The 15,827-nt window shown below is 48.9% G+C and carries 12 protein-coding genes; 7 read left to right on the top strand and 5 right to left on the bottom strand.

Annotated features, from left to right (window positions below; translation table 11 throughout):
* Nucleotides 1-10 precede the first annotated feature (10 nt).
* Nucleotides 11-1,159, bottom strand: coding sequence for an HhoA/HhoB/HtrA family serine endopeptidase (locus H6G00_RS13440; protein WP_199333486.1), 1,149 nt, complete (start codon nucleotides 1,157-1,159; stop codon nucleotides 11-13).
* 381 nt (nucleotides 1,160-1,540) lie between these two features.
* Between H6G00_RS13440 and H6G00_RS13435 the strand changes: the two genes are divergently transcribed.
* Both H6G00_RS13435 and H6G00_RS13430 read left to right on the top strand, forming a co-directional pair.
* The gene (locus H6G00_RS13435) at nucleotides 1,541-1,897 is read left to right on the top strand and encodes a metal-sensitive transcriptional regulator (RefSeq protein ID WP_190797120.1); all 357 of its coding nucleotides are present in this window, start codon (nucleotides 1,541-1,543) and stop codon (nucleotides 1,895-1,897) included.
* Nucleotides 1,898-1,944: 47 nt separating this feature from the next.
* A complete protein-coding gene (locus tag H6G00_RS13430; protein ID WP_190797119.1) occupies nucleotides 1,945-2,490 on the top strand; it encodes a pyridoxamine 5'-phosphate oxidase family protein in 546 nt (181 codons plus the stop codon).
* A gap of 29 nt (nucleotides 2,491-2,519) precedes the next feature.
* Here the strand turns inward: H6G00_RS13430 and H6G00_RS13425 are convergent, their stop codons facing one another.
* Nucleotides 2,520-3,230, bottom strand: coding sequence for a glycoside hydrolase family protein (locus tag H6G00_RS13425; RefSeq protein ID WP_347278178.1), 711 nt, complete (start codon nucleotides 3,228-3,230; stop codon nucleotides 2,520-2,522).
* 31 nt (nucleotides 3,231-3,261) lie between these two features.
* Nucleotides 3,262-3,921, bottom strand: a complete 660-nt coding sequence (locus H6G00_RS13420; RefSeq protein ID WP_190797118.1) for an SDR family oxidoreductase — start codon at nucleotides 3,919-3,921, stop codon at nucleotides 3,262-3,264.
* A 390-nt stretch (nucleotides 3,922-4,311) separates the two neighbouring features.
* On the opposite strand from H6G00_RS13420, the gene H6G00_RS13415 reads away from it, so the two are divergent.
* Nucleotides 4,312-5,031: a DUF1997 domain-containing protein gene (locus tag H6G00_RS13415; RefSeq protein ID WP_190683613.1), complete on the top strand. Its 720-nt coding sequence runs from the start codon at nucleotides 4,312-4,314 to the stop codon at nucleotides 5,029-5,031.
* A gap of 102 nt (nucleotides 5,032-5,133) precedes the next feature.
* Here H6G00_RS13415 and H6G00_RS13410 read toward each other — a convergent pair whose 3' ends face one another.
* Together H6G00_RS13410 and H6G00_RS13405 are read right to left on the bottom strand one after the other, a co-directional pair.
* Nucleotides 5,134-7,557 carry a sucrose synthase gene (locus H6G00_RS13410; RefSeq protein ID WP_190642008.1) on the bottom strand — a complete coding sequence of 808 codons (2,424 nt, stop codon included), beginning with the start codon at nucleotides 7,555-7,557 and terminating at the stop codon, nucleotides 5,134-5,136.
* 618 nt (nucleotides 7,558-8,175) lie between these two features.
* The gene (locus tag H6G00_RS13405; RefSeq protein ID WP_190642009.1) at nucleotides 8,176-9,498 is read right to left on the bottom strand and encodes a hemolysin family protein; all 1,323 of its coding nucleotides are present in this window, start codon (nucleotides 9,496-9,498) and stop codon (nucleotides 8,176-8,178) included.
* Nucleotides 9,499-9,768: 270 nt separating this feature from the next.
* Here H6G00_RS13405 and mfd point away from each other — a divergent pair, with 270 nt between their 5' ends.
* From mfd to H6G00_RS13385, 4 genes are all read left to right on the top strand, one after another.
* A complete protein-coding gene (gene mfd / locus H6G00_RS13400; protein WP_190797117.1) occupies nucleotides 9,769-13,338 on the top strand; it encodes a transcription-repair coupling factor in 3,570 nt (1,189 codons plus the stop codon).
* Nucleotides 13,339-13,380: 42 nt separating this feature from the next.
* Nucleotides 13,381-14,109, top strand: a complete 729-nt coding sequence (locus tag H6G00_RS13395; protein ID WP_190797116.1) for a Uma2 family endonuclease — start codon at nucleotides 13,381-13,383, stop codon at nucleotides 14,107-14,109.
* A gap of 226 nt (nucleotides 14,110-14,335) precedes the next feature.
* Complete coding sequence (locus H6G00_RS13390; protein WP_190797115.1) at nucleotides 14,336-14,953, top strand: S-layer homology domain-containing protein; 618 nt, start codon at nucleotides 14,336-14,338, stop codon at nucleotides 14,951-14,953.
* A gap of 397 nt (nucleotides 14,954-15,350) precedes the next feature.
* The gene (locus tag H6G00_RS13385; protein ID WP_190642012.1) at nucleotides 15,351-15,650 is read left to right on the top strand and encodes a Mo-dependent nitrogenase C-terminal domain-containing protein; all 300 of its coding nucleotides are present in this window, start codon (nucleotides 15,351-15,353) and stop codon (nucleotides 15,648-15,650) included.
* The last annotated feature ends 177 nt before the right edge of the window (nucleotides 15,651-15,827 follow it).

Genomic DNA, 15,827 nt, shown 5'->3' with positions numbered 1-15,827 from the left:
TAAGCAAAAGCTATGGAGTGGGTTGAAGTTCGGCTGTACGAACAGAAACCTGTTGGGTGCGATCGCCCCTTTGCACTCTCAGCCGCAGCGTTCTACCCACTCCACTCCGATCAACTAAATTTTGCAGTTGGTCGGCGGTCCTCACGGCTTGTCCATCAACCTGAGTAATGACGTCACCTCGACGCAGTCCAGCTTCAGCCGCAGGTGCATTTTGTATCACACCCACGATTAGAACCCCGTTAACTTCGGGTAGGACAATGCTGGAGTTAGGATCGTCGTTATTCTGCTTTGCCAAGTCCGGCGTGAGTGTGGCGATCTGTACCCCTAAATAGGGGTGGGAAACGCTTTCACCTCTAGCCAGGCGATCGGTAATTTCCTTAGCCAGGTTGATTGGAATTGCAAAACCAATCCCGGTCGCATTTGCTCTGATTGCTGTATTGATTCCAATTACCTCACCTCGTGCATTCAGTAGCGGACCACCAGAATTACCAGGGTTAATAGCAGCATCAGTTTGAATAAACTCTAATCGCTTGTCAGGAATTCCGACGAGGGCACTAGAGCGATTCAGTGTACTCACAATTCCTAAAGTGACGGTGTTGTCGAGTCCGAGCGGGTTGCCAACGGCGATCGCCCAATCTCCAACTTGTACCTGATCTGAGTCGCCCACTGGTGAAACAGGCAAATTGTCTCCCTCGATCTTGACGACTGCCAAATCTGTCACTTCATCTGAACCCCGCACCTCCCCAGAAAACGTGCGTCCGTCTTTGAGCGTCACCCGAACACTATCTGCCCGATCCACAACATGAGCATTTGTCACAATAATTCCACTGCTGTCGATGATGAAGCCTGATCCCTGACCAATTTGACGTTCTTCATAGGGTTGAGGTGCGGCTCCTCCAAAATAGCGGCGGAAAAATGGATCGTTAAAAAACGGATCAACGCTACGGGTAATAGTCCGTTCCGTATCAATCCGGACGACCGCTGGCCCGACTTGATTGACAGCCGCTGCTACAAAACTTTCCGTGCTAGCCGCAGCAGAAGGAGCCTGTGCCAGAATCTGTCCAGTCGGAGAGATTGGAATTGCCCACGCAGGAGCAGCTTGAAGCGTCCCAAACGCCAAGACTGTCACCAAAAACAGCACAAAGATACGAGTCATCATGGGTCGTAAGCGTTGTAAGTGAGGGAAAAAATCACAGATCTGCATAGTGTCTACTTGTAACCGCTGAGCAAACTTCGGTTGATCAGGAGTCAAGAACTAGGTCACACCCTAGCTAAAAGACTAGAACTCCAAAAGGAGATACAGCGATTCTCACTTCGAGAAGGTGCGTTTAGCGGAATTGCAGTACCAGTTCCCCCAAAAATGCACCCTTATCGCTTATGAGTCGCTCTATCTAGTCAAATTCTAGCTATTGTGTTGTCCAGTCTGTAGGAAATAGGTGTGAGAGAATAATTTTGAACCCCGTTGAGAACCCGTGTCTAGTGCGGCCTTGTTGAAGCTGCACTAGGATAGAATCGAGAAAACGTGAACAATCGTACCACCATGGCAGCTTCTGAGTTACCTTTGCATTCAGCGATCGACCATTCCCATGCCGATCATGCTCACGAAGACCAGCCCAACCATCCCCACGTTCACAGTGAAGATTCCCTACGCCGGATTATTAATCGGCTCTCGCGCATCGAAGGGCACATTCGCGGCATCAAGGTCATGGTGCAAGAGAGCCGCCCCTGTCCAGATGTGTTAGTGCAGATTGCCGCTGTGCGTGGAGGATTAGATCGGGTCGCGCGAATTATACTAGACGAGCATTTGACGGAATGTGTTGGACGAGCAGCCAAACAAGGCAATATCGAAGTTGAAATTGAAGAGTTAAAGTCAGCTTTAGATCGGTTTCTCCCGTAATTCTGATGCTGTCATTGTAGGATTGACTTCGGTATAGCTGAGTTTTTATGGCTAAGTTTTACAGTGAATTAACTTCGTCCCTGCGAGAATTTATTGCTGAGCAAAAGCTGTTTTTTACAGCATCAGCTCCAACTAAAGGACGAGTAAATTTGTCGCCCAAAGGCATCGATACCTTTCGGTGCATTGATTCTAAAACCGTTGCCTATCTAGATCTGACTGGAAGTGGCAATGAAACAGCGGCTCATCTGCATGAAAACCGTCGTATGACGATTATGTTTTGCAGTTTCACCGAGCAGCCACTGATTTTGCGCCTCTATGGGCAGGGTAAGGCGATTCGTCCCAGGCACCCGGAGTGGCAGGAGTTTTATCCGTTGTTTAATGTCACTCCTGGCGAGCGCCAGATCATGGTGCTGACGGTTGAAGCAGCTCAAACATCCTGTGGTTATGGAGTGCCACTTTATGAATTTAAGCAGCAGCGAGAAACATTGATCAATTGGGCAGAAAAGAAGGGAGATAGTGGCATCGAGCAATATTGGCACGACAAGAATCAGAAAAGTATTGACGGCTTACCTACCCAGATCTTTAGTGATTGACGGCTTATTCCTCTTGCCAGTTTGTCTTGTCAAAATTGCCCTGCGGCTTGCAGTTCTTCCTCAAGTAATTCATAGTAAACCTCCGGCAGGCTGGCAGTCATGGCGTTAGTTTCAATGCCATAGCCAAGGCTTGTCCAGGTGCCTGAGAGAATTTGCAGAACTTCTTCAATATTGCCTGACCTAAGCAATGCTGAAAGGTCAACTCCCCAGGCTTGAGAGTCGGTAAGCCAGTCGTAAACGACCTCATCTTGAAACTCTGGGGCAAAGCTATAGGTTTTACGAAATAGAAACGCGGGGGGCTTAGAGTGATACTCTCTTGCCTTTTCCAGCCAGGTAGTTGTGAGAAACTGGTAGCGTCCTGCTGCGGTTGTACAGTCGCCCAGGTTAGGTCCAGCGACGATTGGAATGCAACGATCGGGGTGGCTGCTGAGATCTTGAATGCGATCGCCCCCATACATGATCGAATAAGGCTGAGGATCGCTAGACTCGCTCACAGAAATCGTTCGCATCAGCGCCCGAATATAGGGATCGCCACCCCGCATTGCTAGAGGAATGGGATGCCCATCCCAGTTGGGGTCAAGGGGCAGTCCAGTTAAACTCCCTTGCCAATCCTTCGACATGAGCGTCAGACTCATGCCCACAATGCTCAAAATAATTAGAAAGTGCCAAAATGAACCAGAGTTTTGATCCCGTTCGGCGGCTGAAAGCTTTTCGGAAGCTTGCGAGGGCGATGGACGCACTGAGTCGGCTACCTTTTTGCTTGTATTTCAATCAAGCTATGCTAGCAAACAACTCCTCAAATGGCTTCACTGGCGCTTCCGGTTTTGCCACAATTTCTACGATTTTGTTGCGAGCGGTAGACTGAAAGAGCGATTCTACGCAGACTTGCGCTACTTTCGTGCGGGGAATGCTGCCGTCGAACAGCGTATCTGCGCTTGCCATGACGATGCGATCGCTATTGTCTTCGTTTTTTAGCCCTCCCGGTCGCACAATCGTGTAGGGCAAGCCACTGCTTTGCAGATATTCCTCTGCCCGCTTCTTCCATACCAGAATTAGCCAAAACAGATTGAGCGGATGAAAAAACTGGGAAGTGCAGAGAGAGGAAACAAATACAAACTGTTCAATGCCAGTCGCTTTAGCTGCATCTACTAAGTTTTTGCTGCCCTCGTAATCCACTTTGTAAGGCCCGGTTGGGTCGAAGCTGGGGCTAGCTCCCGTCGCGCAGAGGAGTACAGTACTGTCGGCGATCGCTGCCTTCAAACTCTCAAGCTGCAACACGTCACCCACCACTAGCTCAGCCTCAGCAGGTAAAATCTGCCGTCCCTTCTCTAAATCGCGCACTAATGCCCGAACGGGTATATTTCTTTGAACTAACTCTTGCACGATTCTCCGTCCGGTTTCACCGGTAGCCCCTGCTACAAATGCTTTCATGGTCTGTCTTTAAGTTGATGAATTAACGTTGATAAGTTGATGAATATGAATCTGAGATACAGGATCTCTGCTGGACTTTAAGGTAGAAATGGGTAATCTAGCCACAACAACATGTAGTTAAGTTAAGCTAGGCTCCAACGATTCACCTGAAATCACGTACAGCGATGATCTTGATCAAGTATGACAGCCGGATATCGCCTTATCTTTTCCGTAGATCAATCATGGTTGACTTCTAGATCAAAAGATATGCTGAGTGAACTAGGTAATTGAATCCTCGATAGATAGATTTTTGCGTTTACCCCTGTGTCTCTGCCAAATCTAGGCACGGGTCGAGTCAAATAGTAAATTCAATAGCCACTATTGCAGACGAGATTGTAGGAAAGTATGTTTATGCAGGCCAACTCAGCAGATCATCAGCCCATCGAGAACTCAAACCCTATTTTGAGCGTCACATCAGGGTTGGTTGATGGTAATGTGCCTACTATGGAAGAGTCCGCCTACCTTGCCGAACCGACTTGCTTTCATGGCTACTACAAGGGCTGCATGGACATGTATGCTGACGCTGAGACCGTAGCCAAGTATTTAGATGCACATCATGGCTGGTTTCGCCGCTGTGCCCACCCGATGAAGGCAGAGCCGCTCGGAGAAAATGGCTATACGCTGATAATTGGACGGTTTGGCTCATTTGGTTATGAGGTGGAGCCTAAAGTTGGCTTAGATTTACTGCCTCAAGACCAGGGAGTTTATCGCATCAAAACGATTTCCATTCCTGGATATGAAGCACCTGGCTACGATGTAGACTTTCAGGCTGCTCTAGAACTGGTTGAGGCAAACGCTGAGGTGGATGCCTCAACAAAGCTGACTCAGGTGGTGTGGGAACTCAATTTAGAAGTGTATGTTCAGTTTCCTCGGTTTATTCATGCTTTGCCGAAGTCGTTAGTGCAATCGACGGGCGATCGCCTGCTCAATCAAGTTGTTAGACAGGTTTCTCGCTGCCTGACGCATAAGGTTCAGGAAGATTTCCACGCTAGCGTTAACGCACCTTTAGTTAAGAAATCCCGCAAAAAGTATCCCTGGAGCCGAAATCAAAACCCTTCTACGCACGACTAGAACTTTCTCGCTAGGGTGTCGGTCTTGGTTTCATAAAGAAGGGAGGCAGGACAATGTCCTGCCTCCCTTCTTTATTGTCTTTATTGGTTGTCTTTGTTTCTACTAGCGCTGCATGTGCTTTTCTAGCAAGCTCTTGGACATGGGCTTGTAGAGCAGATGAAACAGCATCTCAATGTAGCGCACCATATCCTCTCGGTTTTCTTGCGAAGTATAGTTCCAGAAGCCGTAGATTTTGGCGAGCGACATCAGCTTGGTGGTGTGAATTTTCCAGGTGTAGGTGCTGTAAACCCGCTCTATTCCGCGATTAGAGATTTCCTCCCAGTAGCCAGGATTTTGGTCACACTTGGAGATGAAATCCAGAATGATTTCAGCCATTTCTTCAGGCAACGTCGGGTTGATGTAGAAGCCGTTGTACTTGTCCTGAATAATTTCCAATGGACCACCAAAACGAGTTCCAAATGTGGGTAGTCCAGAAATCATGGCTTCCAAGATGGTTAGACCAAAGGCTTCAAACAGAGCAGGCTGAACAAAAATGCCTCGGTTGTCGGCAATCACCCGGTAGATTTCTCCAGAATCGCTCTTCGGCAAACGCACGCCTAGCCACCGAATTTTGCCGTGCAGGTTGTACTGATCGATGATTTGGTAAAGTTTGTGGATCTCGTTGATCTCTTCCTGGTCGTTTGATTCCTCTGCCCGCAGTTTTCCTGCCACCAAAATCAGGTTGCACCGCTCCTGCAATGCTTTGCTCATACCAAAGCATTCGGCTAGACCCGTGAGGTTCTTGATTCGATCGAGGCGGGCCATCGAAAACAGGGGGCGTTTGCTGGGGTCGTCTAGTTTGCCATAAACACTGCTAGGGTCTTCTGAGGTGAAGAGCAGTTCTTCTAGGCGATCGCGATCGCCTGGTACCCGATCTTCCATCCGACTGTAGGGAAAGTAGGAGCTTTCGTTTACGCCAGGGGGCACCACGTTAAATTTAGGGCTGAATAGATCAATTCCACTCACCACGTGATACAGCTCTGGCATCGTGAAGCATTTGTAAGACTCGTATTGTCCAACACTGTCGGGCGTTCCAACAATTTCCTGGTAGGTGCTGCTGATGATGAAGTTAGCAGCGTTCATAGCAATCAGGTCAGCTGTAAACTGAATCGAGAAGTGATACTGGTCTTCCAGGTCTTGCCAGTACAGGTTACTGAACAGGTATTTTGATTTTTCTAGAGCGTGCGCCACGTTGCACTGAGTGACTTTCAGGCGGCGGGCGAGCAAGAAGGCGACCAGATTGCCATCGGAATAGTTGCCAATAATCAGATCTGGTTTGCCCTGAAACTCAGCCAACAGTTCTCGTTCAGCGTCAATGGCGTAGGTTTCTAGGTAAGGCCAGATTTCAAAGCGGGAAATCCAATTTTGCGTGAGGTTGGGGTTAAATTCGCGGAAGGGTACACGCAAAATCCAACCATTCTGAGTGCCGTGAATCTTCTCCAGCCGTTGGTTGCAGAGCGTGCCGTCGCTGTTGGGAATCAGGCGAGTCAGGACAATCACCTTAGGATGGACGGACTCGGCTTCTAGTCCTGCTAGAGCAATGTCTTGCTGGAGCTGCTTTTCAATGCTTCTTACCTGGTCAAGGACGTATACAACCTGACCGCCTGTATCGGGGCGGCCCAAGACTCCCTCTTGCCCAAACCAGCCATGAGGGGAGACTAACACCACCCGAAACACCATCGGAATGCGGGAAATGAAAGCTTCCAGGGATTGGTGATCTGGCGAATCTAAAAGCTGGTCGAGCATCTCCAGCGTTTCACGAACTCGGCCTGCAGTATTTCCCCAACCTGGCTCAAATCCTAATGCTTGTAGGTCAAACCGAAAATTGTCGTAAGCCTCATCGTGGGGGCGATTGCTAACTAGGGTCAGGGCGCGTTTTAGCTGATCCGAAAGTTGTTGTTGGGATTGAATCCGACCGTTGATCAGGAGTTGAGTGCCATTGCAGCTATGCAGGCTGAGGAATTTGTAAAGCGCCTCTAACCACTGCTTTGGGTCTTGGAATAATTTGCTGGAAAGGTAGCGGTTGAGGAATTCTACGCCTTTGCCGATGTTTTTGGGATCGCGCAGGGCGGGTGAATAGTCATAAAAGGGCTGGAAATCAACCTCCAAAACATCGCCTTCTTGCGGATTGAAGCGGTTAACGAAGCGATCGCGCAGATCCAACAACTCTTGAACTGTCATTGACTCTACAGTTAAATCTTCCAATAATCGATAGACCTCCTGACTGGCAATTTTAGGTCTAACGATTATGCACAAGCTTTCCTGATCTAAGATGATTTCCTGTGTGTAATAAATGAGCTTGCCTAAATGAGAAGACTGCAAAAACTGCTCAGGTTTCTGGTTGTGGGCACAATACTCGGCAAAAGCGGTAATGATGTCATTTCTCAGCAAATATTGCTGATCGCGCTGTCTCAATTCGCTGGCAAACTGGCGTAAATCGGCTCTCTCATCCTGATTGGTAAGAATCGCTTGAATCAGCTCGGACATAGCAACTCCTTCGACTAGGTTTAGTGATCAACAAGAAACGCGTTGTTTGAACGGGCGGTTTTACAGCAAAAGTTAGAGACTGAAAAATACAATCTCAATTCCATCCAGAACTGGCTACTTACGAGCTGTAGGCAGCTTCCCTGTAGCCTCTAGTCAATTCTGTTGTCTCTATTTATGACAGCCAAAAGTCTCTATAGGTTCTTTGGCTCAAGGGTTCAAGTCTAGTAGAGAAACACCTGAGGTGAATTAAAGTTAAAGGCACCAAAGCTGCATGTTACAGCGCTTTGCTCCCGCACAACTTCTTTCTCAGGTTCTAAATTGTTATTAGATAGTCATGCTAAACAATGCTTAGCTAATCTAGCTGGTTTTAGCTCAGTTCTAGAAATCTAAAGAGTTAAGTGTTGCTCCTCCTAGTTGAGTTACAAGAAGTTTGAGCAGGATGCAGACAAGCTGCTCTTCGCCAATACAATCCCACAGCTTGGTAAACGGGTGAGTAAAGCTAACCCCTGGAATATTGAATTTCCAATGAAGTTTTCAGTGAGATTACAGTTAGTGTCGTTTTTGTTTAATATAATGCGATGTTTTTTAACAAAACTCTATGAAGGGATTTGGAGAAGGTTAATTTCTTGATTGCACCTGGAACTGAGTCGGCATAACTAGCACCTTATCAACCCGATTTCCGTCCATATCCATCACTTCTAAACGTAAATTATTCCACTCAAAATGATCGGATGACGTAGGAATACGCCCAAGTTGAGTAATTACAAATCCCCCCAAAGTTTGAAAGTTGCCGCGATCTTCGCCTGGAATTTCCTCAATCTCAAAGATTTCTTTGAATTTTTCGATTGGCAATGTTCCGTCTAGCAGCCAGGATCCATCTTCACGCTGAATTGCAGGTGACTCGTGAGGCTGGTCGGCGAAAGGAACATCTCCAATGATGACTTCCATCACATCATTTAGGGTTACGATTCCCTGGGTTACGCCATATTCATCAACTACCAGCGCAATGTGAGTGCCAGACTGCTTAAACATTTCCAACACCTTGAAGGCACGGGTACTTTCAGGAACGAATAAGGGCTGTCGCAGGATGTCAATTAGGTCAAGGGGCCGGTTTAAGAGGCTCCGGGCTAGCAAATCTGTAACGTTAACCACGCCTAGTACGTGATCAGGGTTGTCTTGACAAACCGGAAAGCGACTATGACGGCTCTCGATCATTTTTTGGCGATTGACTTCGGTAGAGTCGTTGATGTCTAGCCAGGTGATGTCGAATCGAGGAGTCATCAATGAGGCGACATGCTGATCGCCCAGACGAAAGACTCGCTCTACCATGTCTTGCTCTGCAATTTCAAAGGTTCCGGCTTCGGCTCCCTGTCGAATCAAAACTTTGATTTCTTCTTCGGTGACGAGGGGCTCGTCTGATGCCCCACCTGCACCTAGCAGTCGCAAGATTGAATCTGTAGAACTGGTCAGCAGATAGACTACGGGGTAGGCAATTCTTGAGAGCCACTGCATTGGAATTGCGACTGATGCAGCAATCTTTTCGGGGCTAGCTAGGGCCAAACGTTTAGGAACCAGTTCACCGATGATGATGGATAGGTAGGTGATGATGGCAACGACGAGTCCAAAGGCGATCGCCTGACTATAGTTCTTTAAAAGAGGCACCAGCCCAATGTAGGGAGCTAGTCTACCTGCCAGGGTTGCTCCACCAAAAGCTCCCGCCAGGATGCCGATCAGGGTAATGCCGACCTGTACTGTGGAAAGAAAACGATTGGGAGCGTTTGCCAGTTCTAGGGCAGCCTGAGCTTTAGCATCCCCATCTTCGGCTAATTCTTGGAGGCGGGCTTTGCGGGCTGAAACAACGGCAATCTCAGACATTGCAAATACGCCATTGGCAATGACCAGCAGCAAAATAATTAAAATTTCGAAGGTGACAGAAGACATGCTTAGGGTGCCTGGAATGACCTGCTATTAAGTTTGAGGGAACTAGCGCCGTTTTCGGACTAGATAACATCCATCGATTTTAATCTGACAAATTACTGCAATCGGATTACCCTACCTGGGTTGTGTTATTCGGGGCGTACTGCAGATGATAAGCCTTTTAGAATAGTTAAGATAGGTAAATTTTGAGATATCTTTAATCTCTTAAACGGTAATCTCTCATCCTTAAACGTTGATTTTTCAACGCTCCACCACACTGCGATTCCAGGGCGTATGGCTTTTTCTTCAATTACTCGCGCGTTGGGGCGATCGCCCCTCACCACCGAACTGCTGAGCAAACTGAGCCAGCAGCGGTCTCTAGTGTTAAATGGCATTGCCCGCATTCCTAAAGGGTTGATTGCTTCGGCGATCGCCCAAGTCCGCCAGCACAACCTGCTGGTGATCGCTGCCACGCTTGAAGAAGCTGGACGCTGGACGGCTCAACTCGAAGCAATGGGTTGGCAAACTGTGCATTTCTACCCCACTTCGGAGGCTTCTCCTTACGAACCCTTTGACTCTGAAGCTGAAATGACTTGGGGGCAACTTCAGGTGCTTGCCGACCTGCAAGGACTGGGCAAACGGACTTTAGCTTCACCGTCCAACCCCCAATCTCCAACCCCTAACTCCCAATCCCCGATCGTGATTGTCACGACCGAACGCGCCCTTCAGCCTCATCTGCCGCCCACTGAAACATTTCAGCATTATTGCCTTACGTTGAACCGAGGCATGGAGCTAAACCTGGAAGAATTTAGCCAGCAGCTAGCGCGGCTAGGCTATGAGCGGGTGCCATTGGTTGAAACGGAGGGGCAGTGGAGCCGTCGGGGAGACATTATTGACGTGTTTCCGGTTGCCTCGGAGCTACCCGTGCGTCTGGAGCTATTTGGCGATGAGCTTGACCAGATTCGTGAGTTTGACCCGGCAACACAGCGATCGCTCGACAGCATCACCCGTTTGGTTTTAACCACGACTGACTTCGGCCCCATGATTATGCAGGGGTTGGGGGTTGGGGGTTGGGGATTAGAGAATGGCAAGGAAGCTCCCTCTCAAATTGATTCCCGCTTGGCGCATTACCTTTCGGTTGAAGAGTTGGAGCGGCTAGAGTCGGGGCAAACGATTGAAGGAATGCGGCGATTTTTGGGACTGGCATTTAAGCAGCCTGCATCGCTGCTAGATTACCTGCCGGAAAATACGCTGGTAGCAATCGATGAGCCGGAGCAGTGTCGAGCGCATGGCGATCGCTGGTCTGAACACGCCCAGGAGCAGTGGCAAGAAACGGCAGTGGGTGCAAATCACGATATGCCGCTGCCGCAAATTCACCGCAGTTTTACAGATTCTTTGGCTGACCTGGAGCTATTTGAGCGACTGCATTTATCAGAATTGGCAGAAGAAGGAAATGGACTTAACCTTGCTAGTCGTCCTGTGCCTGCTACCCCGCATCAGTTTGCCAAGCTAGCTGAGACGTTGAGGCAAGAGCGCGATCGCAACTTCTCGATCTGGCTGGTTTCGGCCCAGCCGTCGCGATCGGTGTCACTCTTGCAAGAGCATGACTGTCCAGCGCAGTTTGTGCCCAATCCGCGAGATTATTTGGCGATCGACAAGCTTCAGGGGCAGCACATTCCCGTTGCGGTCAAATATTCAGGGCTCGCAGAGCTAGAAGGTTTCATCCTGCCGACTTTCCGATTGGTGATCGTTACTGATCGGGAGTTTTTTGGACAGCATTCCCTGGCAACGCCCAGCTATGTCCGCAAACGCCGCCGTGCTGCCTCCAAACAGGTTGACCCCAACAAGCTCCAGCCCGGAGATTACGTGGTTCACAAGAATCACGGTGTAGGTAAATTCCTTAAATTAGAAAGCCTGGAGATCAACTATGAGATCCGGGAATATCTGGTGTTGCAATATGCGGATGGGTTGCTGCGGGTAGCGGCCGATCAGCTTAGTTCTCTATCGCGCTTTCGGGGAGCCGGGGATCAGGTGCCCCAGCTCAACAAAATGTCGAACAAGGCGTGGGAGAAAACTAAGAGTAAGGTTCGCAAGGCAGTTAAAAAGGTTGCGGTTGATTTGTTGCAGCTTTATGCTCAGCGATCGCAACAGGAGGGACACCCCTATCCGTCCGATATGCCTTGGCAAGAGGAGATGGAAGACTCCTTCCCCTATCAACCGACAACTGACCAGCTTAAAGCCGTCCAGGATGTGAAGCGAGATATGGAAAGCCCTCGCCCGATGGATCGTCTCGTCTGTGGCGACGTCGGTTTTGGCAAAACTGAAGTGGCAATTCGAGCGATCTTCAAAGCGGTGACGGCGGGCAAACAGGTGGCGCTGCTCGCTCCAACGACGATCTTGACGCAGCAGCACTACCACACGCTAAAAGAGCGATTTGCGCCTTACCCCATTCAGATTGGGCTGCTGAACCGCTTCCGCACGTTGGATGAACGGCGCGATATTCAGCAGCGACTTTCAACCGGGGAGCTAGACATCGTGGTGGGGACGCATCAACTGCTGGGCAAGGGCGTTAAGTTCCGGGATTTGGGTTTGCTGGTAGTAGATGAAGAGCAGCGGTTTGGCGTAAACCAGAAAGAAAAGATCAAGTCGCTTAGAACTCAAGTCGATGTGCTAACGCTCAGCGCTACGCCTATTCCCCGGACGCTTTACATGGCGCTGTCAGGTGTGAGGGAAATGAGCCTGATCACTACGCCGCCCCCTTCTCGTCGCCCAATCAAAACTCACCTTGCGCCACTTGATCCTGATATGGTGAGAACCGCGATTCGCCAGGAGCTTGACCGGGGTGGGCAGGTGTTTTACGTGGTGCCGCGAGTTGAGGGAATTGAAGAAACTGCCGGGAAGCTGCGGGAGATGGTGCCTAGTGCGAGATTGGCGATCGCCCACGGTCAAATGCAAGAAGGTGAACTGGAAGCCACCATGCTTACTTTTAGCAATGGAGACGCTGAAATTCTGGTTTGCACCACCATTATTGAATCAGGTCTGGACATTCCCCGTGTCAACACGATTCTAATTGAAGACGCGCAGCGGTTTGGCTTGTCTCAGCTTTATCAACTTCGAGGTCGGGTCGGCAGAGCTGGAATTCAGGCTCACGCTTGGTTGTTTTATCCTAAGCAAAGTCAGCTTTCAGATACGGCTCGACAGCGGTTGCGGGCGATTCAGGAATTCACTCAACTGGGGTCAGGCTATCAGCTTGCCGTGCGAGACATGGAAATTCGCGGTGTAGGAAATCTGTTGGGCGCTGAGCAGTCTGGACAGATGGATGCGATCGGCTTTGACTTATATATGGAAATGCTGGAGGAGGCGATTAAAGAAATTCGCGGGCAGGAGATTCCCCAGGTTGATGATGCTCAAATTGATTTGAATTTGACTGCTTTTATCCCTGCCGACTACATTCCAGATTTAGATCAAAAGATGAGCGCTTATCGGGCTGTGGCATCTGCCGACTCTAAGCAGGAATTGACTCAGATTGCTGCGGATTGGAGCGATCGCTACGGTCCAATTCCCACTGCTGCCCTACAGCTCATTCGCGTCGTAGAACTGAAGCAAATTGCCAAGAAACTTGGCTTCTCAAGAATCAAGCCCGAAGGCAAACAGCATGTCGTCTTAGAAACACCAATGGAGGAACCCGCCTGGAATTTGCTCAAAGCCAACCTACCAGAACATCTGCAAACTCGCTTTGTCTACACCCCCGGAAAAGTCACCGTGCGTGGACTAGCCGTTCTCAATGCCGACCTTCAACTTGAGAACCTGATTGACTGGCTTGGTCGAATGCGTGGCGCGCTGCCTGAACCTGCGCTGGTTTGACTAAGGTGACTTTATAATGACAAATCATGAATGGCAAAAATCATGTTAGCCAGTTCAATTCCTTATCAGGTCACCTGGGAAAAACTGCCCGATGACTATGTTTTAGACGATGAGCCAGTGGACAACATTAATCAGCCATCCCTTGCTGCTGCGCTCACCGAAAGTCTGGAACTTGCTGGGAAGCTGCCAGGTAGCGCATTAACCACGACTAGCTACGGCATTTGCGCCACCTTGAATGGTCGGATTGTCATTAAAGCCCCGGATTGGGGATATGTCGCGTCTATTCGAGTGCCACGAGAAGAGGTTGTGCGGAGCTATACACCGAACCTTCAAGGTGACATTCCTGCGATTGTGATGGAATTTTTATCTGATACGGAAGGGACGGAGTATTCAGTTAAGCCAACTTACCCGCCTGGAAAATGGTTTTTCTACGAGCAGATTTTACAAGTTCCTAACTACGTCATTTTTGAACCCAATAGCGGAGCTTTGGAAGTTTATAAGTTAGATGATTCAATGCGCTACAAACTGCAATCGCTTGAGTCTGGCGATCGCTATTGGATCGCTGAAATGAATCTATTTCTGGGCACATGGCAGGGAATCCGAGAAAACCGCACCGGTTACTGGTTGCGCTGGTGGAATGAACAGGGAGAGCCGTTGCTCTGGGGATCAGAATTTGCAGAACAAGAACGGCAACGAGCAGAGCAAGAACGGCGACGGGCAGACCGGTTGGCAGCGCAGCTACGAGCCGCAGGAATTGAACCGGAAAATTAATTCTTAGCAGAATGGTTAGGGAGATACGGAAGAATGCGATCACTATCCTCTGCTCTCCCCTACTTCAGGAAACTTAACTAAATCGCCACACGTCAAACTCATTTGACTGAGTTATTTTGCTGGATGGAAATGAGTCACTTTTTTCCTTCCGTAGAATCAACACCAGAATGGCTAACTTGAGACACAGTAGCTACATCAACCAAAACTGAGTGTAGGTTTTTCAAGTATGAAACGGTTTCTTAGTGCCCTTTCTCTCACCTTCGTGCTGTGTGGCACATCGGCGATCGCCCAAGCTCAGGTGGTTTCTGATCCGGTTGATCGAGTTGTCAATGCAGGGCTGATGAGTCGTTCTGCTAACGGTGACTTTCGTGCTGACGCACTTTTGAGCCGGGCAGAGCTAGCTAGTATTTTGGTTAAAACTTTTCAACTCGATCGGCGCAATCCCGATCAAGCGATGGTGATTCAGATGCAGGATGTACCTGAATCACACTGGGCCTACAACGACATCCAAACGGTATTGCGAAATGGCATCATGACGGGCTATCGGGAAGGGCGTTTTTTCCCAGAGCAGCGAGTTTCACGGGCAGAAGCCTTTTCCATTTTTGCTCAGGCTTATGGGGTATTCCAGTTTCCCAATGAGACGATTGACGAGATTCTGGCCCAGTATCCAGATTCGACAGACATTCCTGTCTGGGCAAGACGGTCAATGGCAACAGCACTGTATGAAGGATTTGTGAATGTAGATGCCAGCAGTCAGATTGGTCCACTGCGACCGATGACACGGGGTGATATGGCTTACGGATTGAGCCGATATTTGGAGAATCAGCAAAATCCTGGTTCATAGGAATGTAGCGTAGAAATCTTGCTCATTTGAGTGGCAAAAGTTAAGATATCGGCGCTACGATGGGTAAGTTCCCCCATCGGAATGGGTAACCTTCCTTATATAAACTGGGTGCCGTGACAACGAGCAAGAAGCTCATTTTTACAGTCACGATTGCTTTCATCAGGCGTGTCCGTTGATTAATTCGCTCCACAAGTTGACTTATCTGTAGGGACTGGAATTGGCTAACACCGCAAAAATACTCACCAAAGTCTTGCAGATAAGAAGTTTTCACCAGAGCTTTAGTGAAAACTCGGTTTTTTTCTCACTTCCTTTAAGAAACATTTTGATCCCATTCGTATCTTTGTAACAGGAACGAAAACTTAATTGAGCGATCGTGCGATCGCCAGTACCTCTCAACATGAACATCTCACCCAGAGCAAATCAAGGCAGTAAGGCTCATTCCGATCTCTTACAGCCTGTGCGTCAATGGTTGGATAACGTTGAAATTCGTGACCCCAAAGTTGCCCGTCTCATCTCTCGGTTGATTCCTGCCCAATGTCCTTTTGAACGTGACGTTAATCTGTTTGGTCGTACCGTAGCCCACATCCCCCCTCTGTGTAAGCTCAACCCTTTATACGACCAGTTTGTTGGGCTTCGCTTCCGTTCTCTTTGCTTTCTAGTTGACCAGTGTGGTGAAGACATTCAGTCTTACTGTTAATCCTCTTACTGTTAATCCATAAATAAAAAGGCACTCTGCATAGCAAGGTGCCTTTTTATTTGTAGTCGTAAAAGAATAAAGAATGGGGCAAGAGCTTAACCCTGCCTCATTCTTTTGTAATATCACTTCCAAAAATGAGAACTACCGATGGAGGGACACCCCGCGAAGCGGGGTGTC

It is taken from the genome of Leptolyngbya sp. FACHB-541 (assembly GCF_014695875.1).
Taxonomy (GTDB): domain Bacteria; phylum Cyanobacteriota; class Cyanobacteriia; order Elainellales; family Elainellaceae; genus JAAUTN01.
Note: the sequence above shows the minus strand (reverse complement) of the source record. Positions and strands in the feature narration are given on the sequence as shown.

Coding starts and splice junctions, on each gene's coding strand:
- H6G00_RS13395 (WP_190797116.1), top strand. CDS start 13,381: ATGTTAGCCAGTTCAATTCCTTATCAGGTCACCTGGGAAAAACTGCCC.
- H6G00_RS13430 (WP_190797119.1), top strand. CDS start 1,945: ATGGCTAAGTTTTACAGTGAATTAACTTCGTCCCTGCGAGAATTTATT.
- mfd (WP_190797117.1), top strand. CDS start 9,769: ATGGCTTTTTCTTCAATTACTCGCGCGTTGGGGCGATCGCCCCTCACC.
- H6G00_RS13385 (WP_190642012.1), top strand. CDS start 15,351: ATGAACATCTCACCCAGAGCAAATCAAGGCAGTAAGGCTCATTCCGAT.
- H6G00_RS13440 (WP_199333486.1), bottom strand. CDS start 1,159: ATGATGACTCGTATCTTTGTGCTGTTTTTGGTGACAGTCTTGGCGTTT.
- H6G00_RS13435 (WP_190797120.1), top strand. CDS start 1,541: ATGGCAGCTTCTGAGTTACCTTTGCATTCAGCGATCGACCATTCCCAT.
- H6G00_RS13410 (WP_190642008.1), bottom strand. CDS start 7,557: ATGTCCGAGCTGATTCAAGCGATTCTTACCAATCAGGATGAGAGAGCC.
- H6G00_RS13415 (WP_190683613.1), top strand. CDS start 4,312: ATGCAGGCCAACTCAGCAGATCATCAGCCCATCGAGAACTCAAACCCT.
- H6G00_RS13420 (WP_190797118.1), bottom strand. CDS start 3,921: ATGAAAGCATTTGTAGCAGGGGCTACCGGTGAAACCGGACGGAGAATC.
- H6G00_RS13405 (WP_190642009.1), bottom strand. CDS start 9,498: ATGTCTTCTGTCACCTTCGAAATTTTAATTATTTTGCTGCTGGTCATT.
- H6G00_RS13390 (WP_190797115.1), top strand. CDS start 14,336: ATGAAACGGTTTCTTAGTGCCCTTTCTCTCACCTTCGTGCTGTGTGGC.